This window comes from Enterobacter sp. Taxon_8, from assembly GCF_058354585.1.
Window position 1 is genome coordinate 178,363 of sequence record NZ_CM177989.1, and the last position, 21,295, is coordinate 199,657.

A 21,295-nucleotide genomic window follows, 5' to 3' on the forward strand; every position below is an offset into this window, starting at 1 on the left:
CCAAAAGTCTTCGTTTGGAAAATTCTGAGTTTTATGCGCAGGCTTGCCGGGAGACCGCGAGATTCGCAGAATGGCAGTCCTTAATCTATAAAAGTGTTGATACTAAAAATAACAGCCGCTGACCAGGACGGTAATAAAAATGATGATGAAGCGTGTGGCATTACTCATTCTGCTTTTCATGCTGGCAGGATGCAGTGCGCCGCAAGAAGCACCCGTGCAAAAAGCGCAGCAGGGTAAAATGAGCCCGGAACGTTCGCTGAATATGGAAGCGCTCTGTAAAGATCGGGCCGCACGCCGCTATAACTCGGACGTTCAAAAAATTGATGTCACCGGGTTCGAGCGTTTTCAGGGCAGCTATGAGCTACGGGGCCATACGTCGCGTAAAGAGGGCTTTGTCTGCTCGTTTGATGCGGACGGTCAGTTTTTACACCTCTCCATGCGCTAGCCTGCTCGCATAATCAACAGCCAGACGCCGTCAGCGTTCTGGCCGGAAGGCTTATTTCCCAATTTTCCCTAAACAACCCCGTTTCGTACTGTATATCTTGCAGCCAGCGGGTATACTGGTCGCTTCCATTTAAAACCACACGTATCCAGCACGAAATACTATGCAAAAGTTTGATACCAAGACCTTCCAGGGCCTGATCCTGACCTTACAGGATTACTGGGCTCGTCAGGGCTGTACCATTGTTCAACCTTTGGACATGGAAGTCGGCGCCGGCACTTCACACCCGATGACCAGTCTGCGTGCGTTGGGGCCAGAGCCAATGGCGACCGCGTATGTGCAGCCTTCCCGTCGTCCGACCGATGGTCGTTACGGTGAGAACCCGAACCGTCTGCAACATTACTATCAGTTCCAGGTGGTGATTAAGCCATCACCCGACAACATTCAGGAACTGTACCTCGGGTCGCTGAAAGAGCTGGGTATGGATCCAACCATCCACGACATCCGTTTCGTGGAAGATAACTGGGAGAACCCAACGCTGGGTGCCTGGGGTCTGGGTTGGGAAGTGTGGCTTAACGGTATGGAAGTGACCCAGTTCACTTACTTCCAGCAGGTGGGTGGTCTGGAATGTAAGCCGATCACCGGTGAAATCACCTACGGTCTGGAACGTCTGGCGATGTACATTCAGGGCGTAGACAGCGTTTACGACCTGGTCTGGAGCGACGGCCCGCTGGGTAAAACCACCTACGGCGACGTGTTCCATCAGAACGAAGTGGAGCAATCCACCTATAACTTCGAATACGCGGACGTGGACTTCCTGTTCACCTGCTTCGAGCAGTACGAGAAAGAAGCGCAGCAGCTGCTGGCGCTGGAGACTCCGCTGCCGCTGCCTGCCTACGAGCGTATTCTGAAGGCCGCCCACAGCTTCAACCTGCTGGACGCCCGCAAAGCCATCTCCGTGACTGAACGTCAGCGCTACATTCTGCGTATTCGTACCCTGACCAAAGCCGTTGCAGAAGCTTACTATGCGTCCCGTGAAGCCCTTGGCTTCCCGATGTGCAACCGAAACAAATAAGAGGCGGCCATGTCTGAGAAAACTTTCCTGGTGGAAATTGGCACCGAAGAGCTGCCACCAAAAGCCCTGCGCAGCCTGGCTGAATCTTTTGCTGCGAACGTGACCGCCGAGCTGGATAACGCTGGCCTGGCGCACGGTAAAATTGAGTGGTTTGCTGCCCCGCGCCGTCTGGCGCTGAAAGTGGCAAACCTGGCGGCGTCTCAGCCAGATCGCGAAGTCGAAAAACGTGGCCCGGCGATTGCTCAGGCGTTTGACGCGGAAGGCAAGCCGAGCAAAGCGGCGGAAGGCTGGGCGCGCGGCTGCGGCATCACCGTCGATCAGGCCGAGCGTCTGACCACGGATAAAGGCGAATGGCTGCTGTATCGTGCCCATGTGAAAGGCGAAAGCGCGGAAGCGCTGCTGCCGGACATGATTGCCACGTCTCTGGCGAAGCTGCCTATTCCTAAGCTGATGCGCTGGGGCGCGTCTGATGTGCACTTTGTGCGTCCGGTTCACACCGTGACCCTGCTGCTGGGCGACACCGTTATTCCGGCTACCATTCTGGGCGTGGCGTCCGATCGCGTGATCCGCGGCCACCGCTTTATGGGCGAGCCAGAGTTCACCATCGACAATGCCGACCAGTACCCGCAGATCCTGCTGGAGCGCGGCAAGGTCATTGCTGACTACGAACAGCGTAAAGCCAAAATCAAAGCGGACGCGGAAGACGCGGCGCGCAAGATTGGCGGTAAAGCCGATCTGAGCGACAGCCTGCTGGAAGAAGTGACCTCGCTGGTGGAATGGCCGGTTGTGCTGACCGCGAAGTTTGAAGAGAAATTCCTGGCCGTTCCGGCTGAAGCGCTGGTTTACACCATGAAGGGTGACCAGAAGTACTTCCCGGTCTATGCCAACGACGGCAAACTGCTGCCAAACTTCATCTTCGTGGCAAACATCGAATCGAAAGATCCGATCCAGATTATCTCTGGTAACGAGAAGGTCGTGCGTCCACGTCTGGCCGATGCCGAGTTCTTCTTCAATACCGACCGTAAAAAGCGTCTGGAAGATCATCTTCCACGCCTGCAGACCGTGTTGTTCCAGCAGCAACTGGGTACGCTGCGCGACAAGACCGACCGTATCGCGGAGCTGTCCGGCTGGATTGCCCGTGAAATCGGTGCGGACGTCAACCACGCAACGCGTGCTGGCCTGCTGTCCAAGTGTGACCTGATGACCAACATGGTGTTCGAATTTACCGACACCCAGGGCGTGATGGGTATGCATTACGCGCGTCACGATGGCGAAGCGGAAGACGTGGCCGTGGCCCTGAACGAGCAGTATCAGCCGCGCTTTGCGGGTGACGAACTGCCGTCCAACCCGGTTGCCTGTGCCGTGGCGATCGCCGATAAGATGGACACCCTGGCGGGTATCTTCGGTATCGGTCAGCATCCAAAAGGCGACAAAGACCCGTTTGCGCTGCGTCGTGCCGCGCTGGGCGTGCTGCGTATCATCGTTGAGAAGAACCTGAACCTGGATCTGCAGACCCTGACCGAAGAAGCGGTGCGTTTGTACGGTGATAAGCTGACTAACGCGAACGTGGTGGATGATGTGATCGACTTTATGCTCGGTCGTTTCCGCGCCTGGTATCAGGATGAAGGTTACACCGTCGACACCATTCAGGCGGTGCTGGCGCGTCGTCCGACCCGTCCGGCTGATTTCGATGCGCGTATGAAGGCAGTTTCCCACTTCCGTACGCTGGAAGCGTCATCTGCTCTGGCGGCAGCCAACAAGCGTGTATCCAACATTCTGGCGAAATCCGACGAGACGCTGAACGAGCGTGTGAACGCCGCGACGCTGAAAGAGCCGGAAGAGATCGCCCTGGCGATGCAGGTTGTGGTGCTGCGCGACAAGCTCGAGCCGGTCTTCGCGGAAGGTCGCTACCAGGAAGCGCTGGTGGAGCTGGCCGAGCTGCGTGACGTCATTGACGCCTTCTTCGAGAAAGTGATGGTGAACGTAGAAGATAAAGAGCTGCGTATTAACCGTCTCTCTATGCTCGAAAAACTGCGTGAGCTGTTCCTGCGCGTAGCGGATATTTCGCTGCTGCAGTAATGTGCCCGTTGATACAAATGCTAAAAACCCGCTTCGGCGGGTTTTTTTATGATGTGTTGCTGAAAATTTAACCTTGAAACCGTCAACACATTACCGCTATCCTTATCCACGTTAACTTTCTCGCGCTGGAGTGCCCCCCAAAAATGAACAAACACGACTGATGAATTTCGATCCTTGCTAAACGCCACCGCGTCGGCAGGGGATGTTTTGATTTCATTCAGGAGTGCTTATGGCTCATTTTGCGCAGCCCCCTTCTTTTATTTTGCATCAGGTCACCTGTCAGTTTCCGACGGGCGATACCCTTTTTGGCCCGCTGAACCTCACGCTGGAACCCTCTCTGTGCGCGCTGGTTGGCCGCAACGGCAGCGGAAAAACGCGTCTGCTGCGTCTGCTGGCGGCGCTGGACGAACCGGCTACCGGTCATATTGAACGCTTTGGCTCGCATGTCTTTGTGGCGCAGCAGCACGTCATTTCTTCGCAGACGACGCTGGCTGAACTTCTCGGATATGACGCGATTTTTACTGCGCGTAAGCGCATCGACAGCGGTGATTACCAGCCTGACGATCTGGCGTTGCTCGACGGCTACTGGGATGTAGCCGAGCGACTGAGCGAGGCGTTTATCAATGCGAAGCTCCCGGCGTTTGATCCGGATAAGCCTGCCCTGGAACTCAGCGGCGGCGAGCGCATCCGCGCCCTGCTGTGCGGCGCGTTTACGGCTGAAGCGGATTTCATGCTGCTGGACGAACCGACTAACCATCTGGATCGACAAGGTCGGGCGTGGTTCTACGACCAGTTGAGTCGCTATCAGGGCGGCGTGCTGGTGGCCTCTCATGACCGCGAACTTCTGGAGCAGGTGCCGCGTATTCTTGAGCTGAGCGCCTCGGGTCTGCGCAGCTACGGCGGAAATTATGCGGATTATCAAGCCCAGCGCGATGCCGAACAGCAGGCTGCCCGCGCGGCGCTCGAACATGCGGCAACCGAGCGCAAACGCACCCGCGCGCGCATGCAAAAAGAGCATGATGACAGCCAGCGGCGGTCGGCAAAGACGTTACGCACCGTCGATACCCTGAATATCGCATCGTTTGAGCGTGTCAAATACAAAGGCGCGGCAAAGGAGCGGATCGGCTCATGGAAAAAACAGCACAGCGAGCAAAATGAAGCCCTGAACGCCGCGGTAAACAAGGCGCGTGAACGCGTTGAAGAAGATAACCCGGTCATGTTCACCCTGCCGGGAAGTCAGGTCCCGGAAGGGAAACAGGTACTGGTTCTGGAGGATCTGGTGTTGCCGCATGTGCCTGTCCCACCCATCACATGGCGTATGGACGGACCGATGCGCGTGGCGTTAAAGGGACCGAACGGCTGTGGGAAATCGACGTTGTTAAAAACCATCCTCGGCGAGGTTACTCCCCGTTCGGGTGCCTGTAAGGTATCCGTCAGCTGTGCTTATCTCGACCAGCATCTGTCGCAACTCGATCTCACGCAGTCGGTCATGACGCATCTCAATTTGAGTCATACCCCTCTGGAAGAGGGGGTATTGCGAACCCGTTTAGCACAGCTTCAACTGGGGGCCGACAAAGTGAAGCTCCCATTGGCGGAGCTCAGCGGCGGCGAGCGTCTTAAGGCTGCCCTGGCCTGCGTGCTGTGGCGTGCGGAGGCCACGCAGCTTCTTCTGCTGGATGAACCGACCAACCATCTGGATCTGGCTTCAGTCCAGGCCATTGAAGCGGCGCTGGCCGGTTTCCCTGGGGCTCTGCTGGTGGTATCACACGATGAGCTTTTTTTAAGAGGCCTGGTGTTAACGCATGAGCTGGTATGGGAAGAGGCGGGTTGGCGTTGTGATAGCCTGTAAAACACAAGCCCCCGCAACGGCGGGGGCATTCAATCTTCACTACGCTATCTGTTTGCTGAGTGCAGGGTTGGCCTGAATCAGGCGCATCAGCCGTAACTCGGTTGGGGTGGGTTTCTCACGTTTTGACTCCCACTCCTGCACCATAGCCACGCTGACACCCATCGCTCTGGCGAATTCTTCGGTTTTCAGTCCTGTCCCTTTGCGCAATTGCTCATATTCTGTAAAGGGATTGGATTTTTGTTGCAGGGTAATCATCTGCGGTACATCTTTAAAAATGATCTGTTCCAGACTGCTCAGCAGTTCAAACTCAGGATCTTTATATTCCATTGAGGACTCCTCTTAAATCTCACATCGTGATCAAGAACATCAGAGAGCCAGTTAAGAATAGTCCCTAATACCAACCCAGGATCGTCACGGGTGTGATTAATTGTGCGGTAACGATCGCTGTATCCGATTCAGCAATATGGATAGTTATGCTAATTCCCTGATTAGTCATAGGTCGGCTTCGCCAGGTATTTTTTTGTAAATGATAAGAAATAAATCGGCAATAGCCGTTTTGCATGAAAAGAGTATCTTGCAAGGCTGACCTGGACTATCCTTGTCAGCGTCGGGCACGCGTGTGCCGGTGTGCGCTTTTTTGGGTGAAAGGAGTAATAAAATGGCGACAGGAAAGTCCTGCTCTCGCTGGTTTGCGCCTATTGCGGCGTTGTTGATGGTTGTTAGCCTGAGTGGGTGTTTTGATAAAGAAGGCGATCAGCGCAAAGCGTTTATCGATTTTCTGCAGAATACAGTGATGCGCAGCGGCGAGCGGTTGCCGACGCTGACTGCGGATCAGAAAAAACAGTTTGGTCCCTTCGTGTCCGATTACGCCATTCTTTATGGTTATTCACAGCAGGTGAGCCAGGCGATGGATTCCGGTATCCGCCCGGTAGTGGATAGCGTGAACGCCATCCGCGTTCCACAGGATTATGTGACGCAGCGTGAACCGCTGCGCCAGTCCAACGGTGCGCTTGGCGTGCTGAGCCAGCAGTTGCAAAATGCGAAAATGCAGGCTGACGCGTCACGTTCTGCGCTCAAGCAAGGTGACGATCTTAAACCGGTCTTCGACAAAGTGTATGAGAAAGTGGTGACCAAGCCTTCTGAAGCGCTGCAACCGCTGATTCCGGCTGCGCAAATCTTCACGCAGCAACTGGTTCAGGTGGGTGACTTTATCGCCCAGCAGGATACGCAGGTGAGCTTTGTTGCCAACGGTATTCAGTTCCCGACCTCGCAGCAGGCAAGCCAGTATAATACGCTGATTGGGCCGCTGGCCTCCCAGCATCAGGCCTTTAGCCAGGCCTGGAGTGCGGCAGTCACTGCCACAGAATAAACCGAAAAACCCCCGCTTCTGGCGGGGTTTTTTTATGCCTGTCGAAAATAACGCTTGTCATTCCTCTACCACATCGGTATAACTATTCCCGTCGGTTTGTTACACAGACCTAAAGCAGTTTAGTAAAGCAGTCCAGATTGTTATCCATAGATACCCTTCGTAGTGACCCTTCCTTCATCGCTTAAAAATCTGTAACGCAATCCATCAAGCCGGAAGGCACAATATATTTGTTAATAAGGTAATTTCTATGTCTGCTAAAATGACTGGTCTGGTAAAATGGTTCAACGCTGATAAAGGTTTCGGCTTCATCACTCCTGACGATGGCTCTAAAGACGTGTTCGTACACTTCTCTGCTATCCAGAACGATGGCTACAAATCTCTGGACGAAGGTCAGAAAGTGTCCTTCACCATCGAAAGCGGCGCTAAAGGCCCAGCAGCTGGTAACGTTGTAAGCCTGTAAGCTTCCAACCCAGTAGCAAAAAATTTAAAAACCCGCCTTCTGGCGGGTTTTTTCGTTTCTACCGTTGCACCTGCGGGTTCACGCAGTTTATCTCCACCTTTCCGCTAAGGGCGGCAATTAGATTATCGACCGCCGTTGCCGCCATATTGTAGCGCGTCTCATGGGTGGCTGAACCGATGTGGGGCAGGGCAACCACGTTAGGCAGCGAAAGCAGCGGCGAATCCACCGGCAGCGGCTCCTGCTCAAACACGTCCAGACCTGCTGCATGGATCTGACCGTTTTTAAGGGCCTCAATCAGCGCCTTCTCATCCACCACCGGGCCACGACCCGCGTTGATGAAAATGGCTGACGTCTTCATTTTTTCAAACGCCTCTTTGCCAATCAGATGACGAGTTTCGTTCGTGAGCGGCAGAACCAGGCAGACAAAATCGGCTTCCTGCAGCAGGGTATCCAGCTCGCAGTAACGAGCGTTGAAGCGTTCTTCGGCTTCACCGTGATGGCGACGCGCGTTATACAGAATCGGCATGTTAAAACCAAAATGCGCGCGCTGCGCCAGCGCCAGCCCGATACGACCCATACCGACAATGCCCAGCGTCTTGCCGTGAACGTCCACGCCGAACCAGTCCGGACCAATGCTTTTTGTCCATTCGCCCGCTTTGACACGCTCAGCCACTTCCACCACGCGACGGGCCGTGGTGAGCATCAGCGCCATCAGCGTATCGGCCACGGTTTCCGTCAGGGCATGCGGCGTATGCATCAGCAGGATCTTGCGGGCGTTAAGGGCATCCACGTCGAAGTTGTCGTAACCCACGGAAACGGTTGAGGTAGCACGAAGCTTCGGCATTTTTTCCAGCAGGGCGACATCCACTTTCTCGCTTGAACCCAGCAGGCCCTCGGCGCTGGCGAACGCGTCGGCGTGCTGTGCCACGGTTTCCGGGCTCAGGTTCTTCACCTGCGTGACGGTGAAGTGTTCTTCAAGGCGTTTCTGCAGATCTTCCGGCAGTGCTTTATACAAAATGACGGACGGCTTCATGCTAATCTCCGTTGATTTTTAAGGATTCAGGCGTGGCGAGCGCCGACAGGGTGTTGTTGATTATTAGCAGGCTTAACAATCAGAGTAAGCCACACGGAGGCGAAAAGCGCCACCCCCATAAATATGTACGATGCGGACGGGCTGCCGGTGGCACCGTTCAGGTAGCCGACGAACCAGGAGCCGCAGAACGAGCCCAGCGCACCCATGCTGTTAATTAACGCCATTGCGCCACCCGCAACGTTACGCGGGAGCATCTCCGGGATGATGGCAAAGAACGGTCCGTAAGGGGCGTACATGGCCGCACCGGCAATCACCAGCAGGGTGTAAGAGGCCCAGAAATGGTTTGCGCCCACGGCCCAGGAGCCAATAAAGGCGAAGGCAGCAATCAGCAGCAGCGGCCAGACAAACAATTTACGGTTCTGCAGCTTGTCCGATGCCCAGGAGACGACGATCATGGCGATGGTTGCCGCCAGATATGGTACGGATGACAGCCAGCCTACTTCGACCATGCCGAGGTTCTCGCCGCCGCTGCGGATAATGGACGGCAGCCACAGCACAAAGCCGTACACGCCAATGCTCCAGGTAAAATACTGCGCGCAGAGCAGGAGCACGTTACGCGAGCGGAAGGCTTCGCCGTAGTTACGTACCGCCTTCAGGCCCTGCTGTTCTTTGTCCAGCTGCGCCTGCAGCGCCGCTTTCTCATCTTCAGAAAGCCATTTCGCCTGGGCTGGTTTATCTTTCACCAGCACCCACCAGCAGAAGGCCCAGATAATCGCCGGCACCCCTTCAATGATAAACATTTCGCGCCAGCCGAAGGACTGGATCAGGTAGCCGGACACCACTGACATCCACAGTACCGTTACCGGGTTACCGAGGATAAGGAAGGTATTCGCGCGCGAGCGTTCAGATTTGGTAAACCAGTTGCTGATGTAGATCAGCATCGCCGGCATAACCGCCGCCTCAACGACGCCGAGGATAAAGCGAATGGCGGCCAGGGCAGGAATATTGTTCACCATGCCGGTCAGTGACGCGCAGGCGCCCCACAGGATCAGACAGATGAAGATCAGCTTACGCACGCTGCGGCGTTCCGCATAAATCGCGCCGGGGATCTGGAAGAAGAAGTAGCCCAGGAAGAAAAGGGCACCCAGCAGGGAGGAGATACCTTTGGTGATGCCAAGATCCTCTGTGATCCCTGCCGCAGACGCGAAGCTGAAGTTGGCACGGTCAAGGTACGCCAGGCTGTACGTGATAAACACGATTGGCATGATGTACCACCAGCGTTTTACTGCATTGGTCGAACTGTTCATAGGCTTGCCTCTGTTGTTGAGGTTGTTACCGCCGTTGTCTGTAGGGTACACGGTGGCTTAATTATTTGGTGCGGCTTGCTGCCCTCACCCTGGCCCTCTCCCACAGGGAGAGGGAATTTAAACGCCGAGCTGTGCTCGCGTTGGTAATCCTTCGCTGTCGCCCTGCACCTGAATGGCCAGCGAGCCAATCTTGTTGCCTCGCGCGACGGCCTGCGGCAGCGTTTTGCCTTCCAGCAGGGCGCTAATCACGCCCACGGCAAAGCCGTCGCCCGCGCCGACGGTGTCGACTACGTTCTCGACCTTCACCGCCGCGACCGCGCCCTGTTCGCCGTCGGCCGTTTTAAACCATGCGCCATCAGCACCGGTTTTCAGCACCACCGCTTTTACCCCTTTATTCAGATAGAAATCGGCAATGCCTTCCGGCGTGCCTTCGCCGGTCAGGATCATCCCTTCTTTCAGGCCTGGCAGAACCCAGTCCGCCCTGAACGCCAGACGGTTTAGTTTCTCCACCATTTCCGCTTCGCTTTTCCACAGCACCGGGCGCAGGTTGGGGTCGAACGATATGGTTTTCCCCTGGCCTTTCAGAGTGGTCGCGGCATGATCGAGCAGCTCATACGAGCTGGCAGACAGCGCTGCCGCCACGCCGCTCAGGTGCAGATGGCGCGCGGAGGCAAAGTAATCTGCGTGGTAATCCGCGACAGACAGGTGGCTTGCGGCCGATCCTTTACGGAAATACTCCACGATGGGATCGGTTCCATTTTCGACCTTAGATTTAAGCTGAAAGCCGGTAGGGAAGCGTCCCTCGAGGGTGACGCCTGCGGCATCAATCCCCTCTTTTTTCAGCGAATCGAGAACGAAATGACCAAAGCTGTCATCCCCCACGCGGCTGACCCAGCCCACGTTCAGGCCAAGACGCGCCAGGCCGGTTGCGACGTTGAGTTCAGCGCCTGCGACGCGTTTGATAAAGTGCTCTACCGCGCTCAGCTCGCCCGTTTCGGTGGCGACAAACATCGCCATGGCCTCGCCGATCGTGATGACATCCAGCGTCTTGTGCATGGTTTACTCCTCGCGCAGCAGGTTGACGTAATGGCGGGTAACGGCGGTTAAATCCGCCCCTTCCAGCGGGAACTCGATACCGCGCGGGGCATCGGCAGGCAGCTGGCCGAGCAGATCCAGCCAGCGCGCATCGGCGCGATCCGGCGCTACTGCGCGGAAGTTATCTTTGTGCGGCACGGCGGCCTTCACGTGGATATAGCTCACCGCAGGGGCCAGATGACGCGCGGCCTCTTCGGGGGAATCGCCAACCCATAGCCAGTTGCCCATGTCGAAGGTTAGCGTGACGGGTAAAGCCATTTCCCGACAGGCGGCCTGGAAGCGCTGCATGGGGGCGAGCTGCCCGCAGTCGGTCTGATCGTTCTCCACGACCAGCGCCATACCGCTTGCATTAAGCAGGCTACGCAAGTCGTCAAGAGGCTGCGCGTCGCGGAAATGGCCCAGGGAAACCTTCAGCCACAGGGCGTTCAGGGTGTTGGCTTCAGAAAGATAGCGGGGCAGGTCCGGGTTGAGGTTGCCGTCGGGCATAAACAGGGCGGCGGGTGCGGAGTAGCACGCCAGCAGGCCCAGCAGCTCAATGGATTCACCCAGCGCAGGCAGTGCCAGCAGCTCTTCGCTGTTGAACAGTTCCCGGCGGATCTCCACGCCGTCTGCCCCTGCGCCTGCAATAACGGGAAGCATCGCCCGCTGACCGCCTGCCTGTCGCACCTGTTCCGCACCGTACGCGGCGGTGACCACCATAATTTTCCGGCCCATCTTCGGACTCCATCGCAACATATCAATACTATTACGCTAGATGGAACCGGTTCCAAAGAAAAGGTCAGGATGTTGAATTTATGATCGCTATCACAAGGGAAATTTAACGCGCGGTAGAGCCACGAACGATCAGCTCGCCGGAGAAGACCTGCTCGCGAACGGCATCGCTGGTACCTTCAATACGACGAACCACTTGTTCAACAGCAGCATAGCCAATTTGCCAGGTGGGCTGCTTGAGGGTGGTAATGCCTACGCCAGCCAGTTCCGCCCACTCCAGTTCATCAAACCCCAGCAGACCGATGTCGCTGCCCCAGTGAAGGCCAATGCGCTTGAGCGAGCGGGCGACCTGAAGCGTCAGCGCCCCGTTGGCCGAGATAACGGCTTTGCGCATCCCGCGATGGCGCGTGTGGAACTGACGCAGGGTGTTGTCGAGCTGCCCGGCTTCGTGAAGCGGCGTTTCGGCATTTTCGGCAATCACGCCGGGATATCGCTCCAGCGTGGCGCGAAATGCACTCAGGCGCTCGCGACGGGTATTGACCATCCCCAGCGGTTCACTCAGAAACAGAATAGCCTCGAAGCCCTGTTCAATGAGATGTTCGGTAGCGGTCGTGGCGGCCTGGGTGTTATCCAGCCCGACGACATCGCAGGCAAATTCAGGAATTTTACGGTCGATGAGGACCATAGGCAGAGAGGACTGCTGCAGGCGGTTTAACCCCTCTTCACGCATGCCTACCGCGTTGACCACAATCCCTTCCACCTGATAGCTGCGCAGCAGGTCGAGATAGTGCAGCTCCTGGTCGACTTCATTATTGGTATTACAGACCAGTGGCGTGAACCCCTTCTCGCGACAGGCGGCTTCGATACCGCTGAGCACGTTAACGGAGTAGGGATTAGTGATATCGGCGATGATAAGTCCGATAAGACGGGTGCGACCGCGTTTAAGCCCGCGCGCCATGAGGCTGGGACGGTAGTCGAGATCGGCAATGGCCTGTTCAATTCGCGCCAGCAACGCATCGGACAGCAGGTGTTTTTCACCGTTAAGGTAGCGCGAAATACTGGTTTTACCGGTTTTGGCGGCTTTCGCCACGTCGCTGATGGTGGCCCGGGCTGGTTTGCTCATCGCTGATTTCCCTGAATTTAGTGAGAATACCTTAGCGGGAAAATCAACGATGGCAAGTGGTTCATGCCGGGGTGTGGGGCTTGATGCCCTCACCCCGACCCTCTCCCACTGGGAGAGGAGGAAATGCAATTACTGAATTGGGCTCAACGTAATCTCAACGCGGCGGTTCTGCGCTTTGCCTTCCGCCGTGCTGTTGCTGGCGATAGGGTTGGCAGGGCCCATGCCGCTGGTGCGGATGCGGTTTGCTTCAACGCCCTGAGTGATGAGCGAGCTGGCCACGGCGTCGGCGCGCTGCTGGGACAGACGCATGTTCAGTTCCTGGCTGCCGGTGCTATCGGTATAGCCCATCACGTTCACGGCAGTCTTGTTGTACTCTTTCAGCACCATTGCCACGCCGGTGAGCGTATTCGCACCTGCTGGTTTCAGCGTTGCGCTGCTGCTGTCGAAGGTCACGTTGTTCGGCATGTTCAGGATGATGTTATCGCCGCTGCGCGTCACGCTCACGCCGGTTCCCTTCATTTTGTCGCGCAGCTTCGCTTCCTGCACGTCCATGTAATAACCAACGCCGCCGCCCAGCGCCGCGCCCGCCGCTGCGCCAATCAGAGCGCCTTTGCCGCGGTCTTTCTTGGAGGAGGAGAGCGCCCCAACGCCTGCGCCGACCAGCGAGCCGATACCCGCGCCAATGCCGGATTTACCCGCTTCGCGTTCACCGGTGTAAGGGTTGGTTGTGCAGCCAGAAACAGCCAGGGCACCGCTCACCAGAGCGGCAATAACGAGTACGCGTTTTTTCATCTTCTTTCCTTAATCCTTTTTATTCTTTGCCACGGCGAGCGTGGCAGTTGATTATGACGTCCAGATACGGAGAAAATTCCGGGTATAACTCTGAAATTTGTGACAAACCATAAACTGCCTCAGCAAAGAAGGCCGTAAAACCTGCACGCAACCAGGAGCGCACGCTTGAGCACCTCAACGAAAACCATTCTGACCGCCGCCCACTGGGGTCCGATGCTGGTCGAAACCGATGGCGAAAATGTTCTGTCGTCCCGCGGGGCACTGCCAACCCAACATCCCAACTCGTTACAGACCGTCGTTCGCGATCAGGTGCACAGCAAAACGCGCGTGCGCTGGCCGATGGTGCGTAAAGGTTTTCTGGCCTCGCCGGACAAGCCGCAGGGTATTCGCGGTCAGGATGAGTTTGTTCGCGTGAGCTGGGATGACGCGCTGGCGCTGATCCACGCCCAGCACAAGCGTATCCGCAACAGCTACGGTCCGTCGTCCATTTTCGCCGGGTCCTACGGCTGGCGTTCAAACGGCGTGCTGCACAAAGCCTCGACGCTGCTGCAGCGCTACATGAGCCTGGCGGGAGGCTATACCGGTCATCTGGGGGATTACTCCACCGGCGCGGCGCAGGCGATCATGCCGTACGTCGTGGGCGGGAACGAAGTGTACCAGCAGCAGACCAGCTGGCCGCTGGTGCTGGAGCATACCGATGTGGTCGTACTGTGGAGCGCTAACCCCCTTAACACGCTGAAAATTGCCTGGAATGCCAGCGACGAGCAGGGCATTGGGTATTTCGACGCGCTGCGTAAAAGCGGCAAGCGCATCATCTGCATTGACCCGATGCGTTCTGAAACCATGGATTTCTTTGGCGACAGCGCCGAGTGGGTTGCCCCGCATATGGGCACCGACGTGGCAATGATGCTGGGTATCGCCCATACCCTGGTGGAGAACGGCTGGCACGATGTCGAATTCCTGACGCGCTGTACCACCGGTTTCGATAAATTCGCCGACTACCTGACGGGTCAATCCGATGGGATTGCGAAAACGGCAGAGTGGGCGGCAAATATTTGTGGCGTTCCTGCGGAGAAAATCCGCGAACTGGCGGCGTTGTTCCATAAAAATACCACGATGTTAATGTCCGGCTGGGGAATGCAGCGCCAGCAGTTTGGCGAGCAAAAACACTGGATGCTGGTGACCCTTGCTGCGATGCTTGGGCAGATCGGCACGCCGGGCGGTGGTTTTGGTCTCTCCTATCACTTTGCTAACGGCGGCAACCCCACGCGTAAAGCGGCGGTGCTGGCGTCTCTGCAGGGCTCGGTGCAGGGCGGCGTGGATGCCGTGGATAAAATCCCGGTGGCGCGTATTGTTGAAGCCCTTGAAAACCCCGGTGGTTTTTATCAGCACAACGGTCTGGACCGCCATTTCCCGGACATTAAATTTGTCTGGTGGGCTGGCGGGTCGAACTTCACGCACCATCAGGATACCAACCGCCTGATCCGCGCCTGGCAAAAGCCGGAGCTGGTGGTGATTTCCGAGTGCTTCTGGACCGGTTCGGCTAAGCATGCAGATATCGTGCTGCCGGCGACCACCTCGTTTGAGCGTAACGATCTCACCATGACCGGTGACTACAGCAACCAGCATATGGTTCCGATGAAGCGCGTAGTGGCCCCGCGAGATGAAGCACGTGATGATTTTGAGGTGTTTGCTGAACTGAGCGAACTGTGGGAAACGGGCGGCCGCGAGCGTTTTACCGAAGGGAAAAGCGATCTGCAATGGCTGGAGACCTTCTACCAGATTGCCGGACAGCGCGGCGCAGCGCAGGGCGTGACGCTTCCGCCATTTGCTGAGTTTTGGGAGGCGAACCAGATTGTCGAGATGCCGGAGAGCGAGCAGAACGCGAAGTTTGTCCGTTTTGCCGATTTCCGTCGCGACCCCGAGAACCACCCGCTGAAAACAGAGAGCGGAAAGATCGTGATTTACAGCGAGCGCATCGCCAGCTTTGGCTATGCCGACTGCCCGCCGCACCCTACCTGGCTCGAGCCGGATGAGTGGCACGGCAACGCCCAGCCGGAACAGCTACAGGTGTTGTCTGCGCATCCCGCGCACCGTCTGCACAGCCAGCTTAACTATACGTCCCTGCGCGAGCGGTATGCGGTCGCCGGGCGAGAGCCCATCACGCTGAATACCCATGATGCGAAAGCGCGCGGGATTGCCGACGGTGACGTGGTGCGCGTCTGGAACTCGCGCGGGCAGGTGCTGGCAGGGGCGGTGGTGAGCGACGGAATTAAACCGGGCGTGATCTGTATTCATCAGGGCGCATGGCCCGACCTTGAGCCCGCCGAGGGCGGTATCTGTAAAAACGGGGCGGTTAACGTGCTGACCAAAGATCTCCCCAGCTCGAAGCTGGGGAATGGTTGCGCAGGGAACACTGCGCTGGCCTGGGTCGAGAAATATGAGGGGCCCGAGCTTACCTTAACGGCGTTTGATCCGCCTGCCAGCTCATGATCCATGTCGGGTGCTGAGTATCATCCTGCCAGGCGCTGTCTTCAATGCGAAAGCCATGAGCATGATAGAAATTCACCGCCCGGACATTTTTCTGGTACACCTCCAGAGTTAAGTGCGGGAAGCGCTGTTGAACATGGTTCAGCAGCGCGCGCCCGATGCCTTTCCCGATGCATGACGGCGCCACAAACAGGGCGCCGACAAACTGAGACTGCATCACGCTGATAAATCCGTAGGGTTCGCCATCCTGTTCCCAAACCCAGGTTTCCGCCGACGGCAGGTAAACGTCCCGCACCATGGCCTCGTTCTCTTTCCAGTAACCCGGCTCGATAAACGGATGCGCTTCCGTGGTGCTTTCAAGCCACAGGCTCAAAAGCGGCGCGGTATTTTCATTTTGCCATTTGCGGATCATGATGGCCTCCCGGATGACAGAAGCAGCCGGTAACGTGGTCATTGACCAGGCCACAGGCCTGCATAAAGGCGTAGCAGATGGTGGAGCCGACAAACTTAAAGCCGCGTTTTTTCAGTGCTTTCGAGAGCGCATCCGAGGCCGGGGTGGAGGCCGGGATTTCCGCGAGCGTGGCGGCCTGAGTGAGTTGCGGTTTGTTGTTCACAAACGTCCAGACAAAATCTGAAAATGATTCGCCGTTTTGCTCCATCGCCAGGTAAGCGCGTGCGTTGCCGATGATGGCCTGGATCTTACCGCGATGGCGGATGATGCCGGCGTCCTGCACCAGCCGCTCCACGTCCTCATCGGTCATCGCAGCGACGGCGACAGGATCGAACTGATGGAAAGCATTGCGGTAATTTTCACGTTTTTTCAGTACCGTAATCCATGATAACCCCGCCTGCTGGCCCTCCAGGCAGATCATCTCGAAGAGCTTTTTGCCATCCCTTTCCGGCACGCCCCATTCCCGATCGTGATAGTCGATATAAAGCTGATCCTGGCTTACCCAACCGCAACGTTCCATCCGTCATCTCCCTTATTGATACTGATTTCGCAAAAATTTCGTTCTGACTGGCTTGACGTGTTTACTATAAAGACAATAGTTAATACAGGGCCATATGCTCTCTAAGCTCTTCCTGAATAACGACAAATATCGCCGAATTCGGCTCTCTCTGGGGTCGCGTTGATGATGATAAAAAAAATCAGTGGTCGCCATGCTGCTTCTGGCCTGGTGGGAATTTCAGCCTGCCTGTTCTTTTGTAATACAGCGTCTGCCTGGCAACAGGAATATATCGTTTCAGACGCCCAGAATAATACGGCGGAACGCTATACATGGGACGCGGATCACCAACCGCGTTATGAGGATATTCTGGCTGAGCGTATTCAGTCTTCGCAGAACGCGCCGGGACTTGCCCTGAATATACCGTCTGGCAGAACGACGGAGGGGGCAATGAGCGTGGGCTGGAATTTTCCCGTTTCAGCACGCATCACCACCGGCCCGGTGGTGGCATGGCGGTACGACGGCACGACTCCCATGATGATCAACGAGTTTGGTGATAGCGCGTCGACGCAAGCAATCACCGACCCGCTCTGGCATGCCAGCGTCAGCACGCTGGGGTGGCGCGTGAATACCCAGTATGGCGATCTCCGTCCGTGGGCGCAGATTAGCTATAACCAGCAGTTTGGTGAAAACCAGTGGAAATCGCAGTTTGGCATGCCGCAAACGCCAGCCCCTGCCCAAAACGGTAGCTGGATGGATGTCACCGTGGGAACGGATATTCCCTTTAACACGCACATGGCGGCCTATGCGTCGCTGGCTCAGGGGGAGCACACCACCACCGGTGAGGAGTTTTTATACACACTCGGCGTCAGCGCAAATTTCTAGAGTTGTTACTTTTTTAAACGTTACGGTAACATCTCGAAAACAATAACCACGGGCTTTACAGCGATAGCAGATACTAACATGCTATCGCTTTATTCCCTTGCCAGGTCATTCATTCCCGATTCCAGGCATTTCATTCCGTTCCGCCTGCATTTCATGCCATTTTACCCCATGCGTTTTAAGGTTTTGTTTATCGTTGTCCTCAGCGAACTTCCTTAATTTCTCTTGCAGGACAACTGCCATGAACACATCAACCTATAACCGCACGCGCTGGCTCACGCTCTTTGGCACCATCGTCACCCAGTTTGCGCTGGGATCGGTCTATACCTGGAGCCTGTTCAACAGCGCGCTTTCCGATAAACTCGGCGCACCGGTCAGCCAGGTCGCGTTCTCCTTTGGTTTGCTGAGCCTGGGTCTGGCGATTTCGTCTTCCGTCGCGGGTAAGCTGCAGGAGCGTTTTGGCGTGAAGCGCGTGACCATGGCGTCCGGCATCCTGCTGGGTCTGGGCTTTTTCCTGACGGCGCACTCCAGCAATCTGATGATGCTGTGGCTGAGCGCCGGCGTGCTGGTGGGTCTGGCCGATGGCGCAGGTTACCTGCTGACCCTGTCAAACTGCGTGAAGTGGTTCCCGGAGCGTAAAGGTTTAATCTCCGCGTTTGCCATCGGCTCTTATGGCCTGGGCAGCCTCGGGTTCAAATTTATCGACTCCCACCTGCTGGCGTCCGTTGGCCTCGAAAATACCTTTATGATCTGGGGCGCAATCGTGCTGGTGATGATTCTGTTCGGCGCCACGCTGATGAACGATGCGCCGCAGCAGGAGGTTAAATCCGTGAACGGCGTGGTGGAGAACGACTTCACCCTCGCGCAGTCCATGCGTAAGCCACAGTACTGGATGCTGGCGGTAATGTTCCTGACTGCCTGCATGAGCGGTCTGTATGTTATCGGCGTGGCGAAGGATATCGCGCAGGGCATGGTGAAGCTGGATGCGGCCACGGCGGCGAATGCGGTGACGGTCATCTCCATTGCCAACCTCTCCGGTCGTCTGGTGCTCGGTATTCTGTCTGACAAAATTGCCCGCATCCGCGTGATTACGATTGGGCAGGTGGTCTCGCTGGTCGGTATGGCGGCGCTGCTGTTCGCTCCGCTGAATGAAGCCACCTTCTTTGCGGCGATTGCCTGCGTGGCCTTTAACTTCGGTGGCACCATTACCGTCTTCCCGTCACTGGTGAGCGAGTTCTTTGGCTTGAACAATCTGGCGAAAAACTACGGCGTTATCTATCTGGGCTTCGGGATCGGCAGTATCTGCGGCTCGCTAATTGCCTCCCTGTTCGGCGGGTTCTACGTGACCTTCTGCGTAATATTTGCCTTGCTGATTATCTCGCTGGCGCTCTCAACCACGATTCGCCAGCCGCAGCGCGAAGTATTCAAAGAAGCGCATGCGTAAGCGGTATGAAAGAGGCCTCTGTGGCCTCTTTTGTCTTTATGCGAGACGCTTCCCGTCTCGATATTTTGTAAAAATTTACACCGATCACACTCTCTGCTGCCACTTTTCTCTCCCGCTGTGGTCTACTTACCGCGCTTGTAGACGTTTCTCATAACGCTTCCTTACGCATTTACTTACTCTGTCCGCTTTCTCTTTGAGATTCGACGGGTCTTTATACCCCTTCCCCCAGGGTTGTTTGCATGAAATACATTAGGTCTCTTACCCAGCAAAGATTGTGTCTGATGCTGGCTGTCTATATCGGATTATTTCTGAATGGCGCGGTACTGTTCAGAAGAGTGGAAGGTTATTTCGAAAACCTTACCGTAAGTAATTGTATTTTTGCCGCAATTGAAGTGTTCGGCTCCGTCCTCGCTACCTTCTTCCTCTTACGCCTGCTGTCCCTTTTTGGCCGACGTACCTGGCAAATTTTGGCCTCGCTGGTGGTGATTATTTCTGCCGCCGCAAGCTATTACATGACCTTTATGAACGTGGTCATTGGGTACGGTATCGTTGCCTCGGTGATGACCACGGATATCGATCTCTCGAAAGAGGTGGTAGGGAAAGGCTTCATCGTCTGGACGGTTTTAACCTGTCTGATACCGCTGTTCTTTATCTGGAACAATACGTGCCGCTATACGCTGTTACGCCAGCTGCGCACGCGTGGACAGCGGATCCGCAATATCGTCGTCGTTCTGCTGGCCGGTCTGCTGGTATGGGCGCCTATCCGCCTGATGGAAACGCAGCAAAAACGCGTCGAAAAAGCGACGGGCGTGGATATGCCAAGCTATGGCGGCGTGGTGGCAAACTCCTATTTGCCGTCTAACTGGCTGTCAGCGTTAGGTCTGTATGCCTGGGCGCAGGCGGATGAATCCGGTGATGTTAAGTCGCTGATCAATCCACTGAAAAAATTCACCTACCAGCCACCAGCCGACGGGCTTGATGATACGTACGTCGTTTTTGTCATTGGCGAAACGACGCGCTGGGATCATATGGGCATTCTCGGCTATAACCGGGATACCACGCCAAAGCTGGCGCAGGAGAAGAACCTGGTGGCTTACCGGGGTTACTCCTGCGATACCGCGACCAAGCTTTCGCTGCGCTGTATGTTTGTTCGCGAAGGCGGTGCAAGCGATAACCCGCAGCGCACGCTGAAAGAGCAAAACGTCTTTGCCGTGCTGAAGCAGCTTGGATTTAGCTCAGACCTGTTCGCCATGCAAAGTGAGATGTGGTTCTACACCAATACCCTGGCAGATAACATCGCGTACCGTGAGCAGATTGGCGCCGAACCGCGTAACCGCGGTAAAAACGTCGACGACATGCTGCTGCTGGAAGAGATGTCGCAATCCCTCAAGAATCATCCGCAGGGCAAGCATCTTGTCATTCTGCATACCAAAGGATCGCATTACAGCTATTACCAGCGCTACACGCGTGATTTCGCGAAGTGGCAGCCTGAGTGCGTGGGCATTAATAAAGACTGCAGCAAGCAGGAGCTGATCAATGCCTATGATAACTCGGTGCTGTATGTGGATACCTTCCTGAGCCGGGTGATCGACCAGCTGCGCGATAAGAAAGCGATTGTGATTTATGCGGCAGACCACGGTGAATCCATCAACGAGAAAGAGCATCTGCACGGTACGCCGCGCAAGCTGGCACCGCCTGAACAGTTCCGCGTGCCGATGATCATGTGGATGTCGGATAAGTATCTGGAAAACCCGGAGAAGGCGAAGATGTTTGCTCAGCTGAAGAAAGAGGCGGAGATGAAGGTGCCGCGTCGTCACGTTGAGCTGTACGACACCATTATGGGTTGTCTCGGCTATACCTCACCGAACGGTGGGATTAACGAAAACAACAACTGGTGTAAACTCCCTGCTAACAGCGTAAAAGCCGCGCAGTAGCTGCTCTGGCGAGAATATCGCCAGTTGAATGGCTTTTTGAAAATAAGGGATTGACGGGGGCGCACCTCAGCAGTAAGATGCGCTCCGCATTCGGCGAGTAGCGCAGCTTGGTAGCGCAACTGGTTTGGGACCAGTGGGTCGGAGGTTCGAATCCTCTCTCGCCGACCACATTCTGAAAAGGGCTAACCGCAAGGTTAGCCCTTTTTGCATTATGACCTTATCCCGTCAGAGTATCCAAAACGCCCCTTAGGTCCGCTTCTTCC

19 protein-coding genes and 1 tRNA gene are annotated in these 21,295 nt (G+C 56.1%); 11 read left to right on the top strand and 9 right to left on the bottom strand.

Going from position 1 to position 21,295, the window contains the following annotated elements; all coding sequences use genetic code 11:
* The first annotated feature begins 139 nt into the window (after window positions 1-139).
* From AC4IBF_RS00825 to AC4IBF_RS00840, 4 genes are all read left to right on the top strand, one after another.
* Entirely contained in the window at window positions 140-445 is a 306-nt protein-coding gene (locus tag AC4IBF_RS00825) for a YsaB family lipoprotein (RefSeq protein ID WP_136195911.1), read from the top strand.
* 160 nt (window positions 446-605) lie between these two features.
* A complete protein-coding gene (gene glyQ / locus AC4IBF_RS00830) occupies window positions 606-1,517 on the top strand; it encodes a glycine--tRNA ligase subunit alpha (RefSeq protein WP_003860141.1) in 912 nt (303 codons plus the stop codon).
* A gap of 9 nt (window positions 1,518-1,526) precedes the next feature.
* Window positions 1,527-3,596: a glycine--tRNA ligase subunit beta gene (gene glyS / locus AC4IBF_RS00835; RefSeq protein ID WP_133293547.1), complete on the top strand. Its 2,070-nt coding sequence runs from the start codon at window positions 1,527-1,529 to the stop codon at window positions 3,594-3,596.
* Window positions 3,597-3,825: 229 nt separating this feature from the next.
* A complete protein-coding gene (locus tag AC4IBF_RS00840; protein WP_248175441.1) occupies window positions 3,826-5,445 on the top strand; it encodes an ATP-binding cassette domain-containing protein in 1,620 nt (539 codons plus the stop codon).
* 39 nt (window positions 5,446-5,484) lie between these two features.
* Here the strand turns inward: AC4IBF_RS00840 and AC4IBF_RS00845 are convergent, their stop codons facing one another.
* Window positions 5,485-5,772, bottom strand: a complete 288-nt coding sequence (locus AC4IBF_RS00845; protein WP_111964342.1) for an HTH-type transcriptional regulator — start codon at window positions 5,770-5,772, stop codon at window positions 5,485-5,487.
* 331 nt (window positions 5,773-6,103) lie between these two features.
* On the opposite strand from AC4IBF_RS00845, the gene AC4IBF_RS00850 reads away from it, so the two are divergent.
* Both AC4IBF_RS00850 and cspE read left to right on the top strand, forming a co-directional pair.
* On the top strand, window positions 6,104-6,814 hold the full coding sequence (locus AC4IBF_RS00850) for a DUF3053 domain-containing protein (RefSeq protein WP_014882044.1): 711 nt from the start codon (window positions 6,104-6,106) through the stop codon (window positions 6,812-6,814).
* A gap of 247 nt (window positions 6,815-7,061) precedes the next feature.
* Complete coding sequence (gene cspE / locus AC4IBF_RS00855; RefSeq protein WP_003860775.1) at window positions 7,062-7,274, top strand: transcription antiterminator/RNA stability regulator CspE; 213 nt, start codon at window positions 7,062-7,064, stop codon at window positions 7,272-7,274.
* Between the two features lie 58 nt (window positions 7,275-7,332).
* On the opposite strand, the gene ghrB is transcribed toward cspE, so the two are convergent.
* The 6 genes from ghrB to AC4IBF_RS00885 form a co-directional block, all read right to left on the bottom strand.
* Entirely contained in the window at window positions 7,333-8,307 is a 975-nt protein-coding gene (gene ghrB / locus AC4IBF_RS00860) for a glyoxylate/hydroxypyruvate reductase GhrB (protein WP_115876665.1), read from the bottom strand.
* A 26-nt stretch (window positions 8,308-8,333) separates the two neighbouring features.
* Entirely contained in the window at window positions 8,334-9,614 is a 1,281-nt protein-coding gene (locus tag AC4IBF_RS00865; protein ID WP_127729184.1) for an MFS transporter, read from the bottom strand.
* 117 nt (window positions 9,615-9,731) lie between these two features.
* Window positions 9,732-10,670, bottom strand: coding sequence for a sugar kinase (locus AC4IBF_RS00870; protein WP_136195913.1), 939 nt, complete (start codon window positions 10,668-10,670; stop codon window positions 9,732-9,734).
* Between the two features lie 3 nt (window positions 10,671-10,673).
* A complete protein-coding gene (locus tag AC4IBF_RS00875; RefSeq protein WP_127729188.1) occupies window positions 10,674-11,423 on the bottom strand; it encodes a sugar phosphate isomerase/epimerase family protein in 750 nt (249 codons plus the stop codon).
* 103 nt (window positions 11,424-11,526) lie between these two features.
* Window positions 11,527-12,543: a LacI family DNA-binding transcriptional regulator gene (locus AC4IBF_RS00880; protein WP_008502761.1), complete on the bottom strand. Its 1,017-nt coding sequence runs from the start codon at window positions 12,541-12,543 to the stop codon at window positions 11,527-11,529.
* Between the two features lie 129 nt (window positions 12,544-12,672).
* Window positions 12,673-13,335 carry an OmpA family lipoprotein gene (locus AC4IBF_RS00885; RefSeq protein ID WP_032650803.1) on the bottom strand — a complete coding sequence of 221 codons (663 nt, stop codon included), beginning with the start codon at window positions 13,333-13,335 and terminating at the stop codon, window positions 12,673-12,675.
* Between the two features lie 213 nt (window positions 13,336-13,548).
* Here AC4IBF_RS00885 and AC4IBF_RS00890 point away from each other — a divergent pair, with 213 nt between their 5' ends.
* The gene (locus AC4IBF_RS00890) at window positions 13,549-15,828 is read left to right on the top strand and encodes a molybdopterin guanine dinucleotide-containing S/N-oxide reductase (protein WP_458728413.1); all 2,280 of its coding nucleotides are present in this window, start codon (window positions 13,549-13,551) and stop codon (window positions 15,826-15,828) included.
* Here the strand turns inward: AC4IBF_RS00890 and AC4IBF_RS00895 are convergent.
* Both AC4IBF_RS00895 and tag read right to left on the bottom strand, forming a co-directional pair.
* Window positions 15,791-16,237, bottom strand: a complete 447-nt coding sequence (locus AC4IBF_RS00895; protein WP_115876660.1) for an N-acetyltransferase — start codon at window positions 16,235-16,237, stop codon at window positions 15,791-15,793. The two genes, AC4IBF_RS00890 and AC4IBF_RS00895, sit on opposite strands and share 38 nt — an antisense overlap.
* Window positions 16,215-16,796 (bottom strand): DNA-3-methyladenine glycosylase I, encoded by a 582-nt coding sequence (gene tag / locus AC4IBF_RS00900; protein WP_111964349.1) that lies wholly within the window; start codon window positions 16,794-16,796, stop codon window positions 16,215-16,217. The genes AC4IBF_RS00895 and tag overlap by 23 nt, the downstream gene beginning before the upstream one ends.
* A gap of 162 nt (window positions 16,797-16,958) precedes the next feature.
* Here tag and AC4IBF_RS00905 point away from each other — a divergent pair, with 162 nt between their 5' ends.
* From AC4IBF_RS00905 to AC4IBF_RS00920, 4 genes are all read left to right on the top strand, one after another.
* Window positions 16,959-17,657 (top strand): autotransporter domain-containing protein, encoded by a 699-nt coding sequence (locus AC4IBF_RS00905; RefSeq protein ID WP_111964350.1) that lies wholly within the window; start codon window positions 16,959-16,961, stop codon window positions 17,655-17,657.
* A 238-nt stretch (window positions 17,658-17,895) separates the two neighbouring features.
* Complete coding sequence (locus AC4IBF_RS00910) at window positions 17,896-19,098, top strand: L-lactate MFS transporter (protein WP_252093560.1); 1,203 nt, start codon at window positions 17,896-17,898, stop codon at window positions 19,096-19,098.
* A gap of 239 nt (window positions 19,099-19,337) precedes the next feature.
* The gene (gene eptB, locus AC4IBF_RS00915; protein WP_115876656.1) at window positions 19,338-21,032 is read left to right on the top strand and encodes a kdo(2)-lipid A phosphoethanolamine 7''-transferase; all 1,695 of its coding nucleotides are present in this window, start codon (window positions 19,338-19,340) and stop codon (window positions 21,030-21,032) included.
* A 91-nt stretch (window positions 21,033-21,123) separates the two neighbouring features.
* Window positions 21,124-21,200, top strand: a tRNA-Pro gene (locus AC4IBF_RS00920).
* Window positions 21,201-21,295: the final 95 nt, after the last annotated feature.

Excerpts from the sequence above, each read along its gene's own strand:
- eptB (WP_115876656.1), top strand. The coding sequence starts at position 19,338 with ATGAAATACATTAGGTCTCTTACCCAGCAAAGATTGTGTCTGATGCTG.
- AC4IBF_RS00825 (WP_136195911.1), top strand. The coding sequence starts at position 140 with ATGATGATGAAGCGTGTGGCATTACTCATTCTGCTTTTCATGCTGGCA.
- AC4IBF_RS00870 (WP_136195913.1), bottom strand. The coding sequence starts at position 10,670 with ATGCACAAGACGCTGGATGTCATCACGATCGGCGAGGCCATGGCGATG.
- AC4IBF_RS00865 (WP_127729184.1), bottom strand. The coding sequence starts at position 9,614 with ATGAACAGTTCGACCAATGCAGTAAAACGCTGGTGGTACATCATGCCA.
- cspE (WP_003860775.1), top strand. The coding sequence starts at position 7,062 with ATGTCTGCTAAAATGACTGGTCTGGTAAAATGGTTCAACGCTGATAAA.
- AC4IBF_RS00850 (WP_014882044.1), top strand. The coding sequence starts at position 6,104 with ATGGCGACAGGAAAGTCCTGCTCTCGCTGGTTTGCGCCTATTGCGGCG.
- AC4IBF_RS00845 (WP_111964342.1), bottom strand. The coding sequence starts at position 5,772 with ATGGAATATAAAGATCCTGAGTTTGAACTGCTGAGCAGTCTGGAACAG.
- AC4IBF_RS00840 (WP_248175441.1), top strand. The coding sequence starts at position 3,826 with ATGGCTCATTTTGCGCAGCCCCCTTCTTTTATTTTGCATCAGGTCACC.
- AC4IBF_RS00880 (WP_008502761.1), bottom strand. The coding sequence starts at position 12,543 with ATGAGCAAACCAGCCCGGGCCACCATCAGCGACGTGGCGAAAGCCGCC.
- tag (WP_111964349.1), bottom strand. The coding sequence starts at position 16,796 with ATGGAACGTTGCGGTTGGGTAAGCCAGGATCAGCTTTATATCGACTAT.
- glyS (WP_133293547.1), top strand. The coding sequence starts at position 1,527 with ATGTCTGAGAAAACTTTCCTGGTGGAAATTGGCACCGAAGAGCTGCCA.
- AC4IBF_RS00885 (WP_032650803.1), bottom strand. The coding sequence starts at position 13,335 with ATGAAAAAACGCGTACTCGTTATTGCCGCTCTGGTGAGCGGTGCCCTG.
- AC4IBF_RS00910 (WP_252093560.1), top strand. The coding sequence starts at position 17,896 with ATGAACACATCAACCTATAACCGCACGCGCTGGCTCACGCTCTTTGGC.
- AC4IBF_RS00905 (WP_111964350.1), top strand. The coding sequence starts at position 16,959 with ATGATGATAAAAAAAATCAGTGGTCGCCATGCTGCTTCTGGCCTGGTG.
- ghrB (WP_115876665.1), bottom strand. The coding sequence starts at position 8,307 with ATGAAGCCGTCCGTCATTTTGTATAAAGCACTGCCGGAAGATCTGCAG.
- AC4IBF_RS00875 (WP_127729188.1), bottom strand. The coding sequence starts at position 11,423 with ATGGGCCGGAAAATTATGGTGGTCACCGCCGCGTACGGTGCGGAACAG.
- glyQ (WP_003860141.1), top strand. The coding sequence starts at position 606 with ATGCAAAAGTTTGATACCAAGACCTTCCAGGGCCTGATCCTGACCTTA.
- AC4IBF_RS00890 (WP_458728413.1), top strand. The coding sequence starts at position 13,549 with ATGCTGGTCGAAACCGATGGCGAAAATGTTCTGTCGTCCCGCGGGGCA.
- AC4IBF_RS00895 (WP_115876660.1), bottom strand. The coding sequence starts at position 16,237 with ATGATCCGCAAATGGCAAAATGAAAATACCGCGCCGCTTTTGAGCCTG.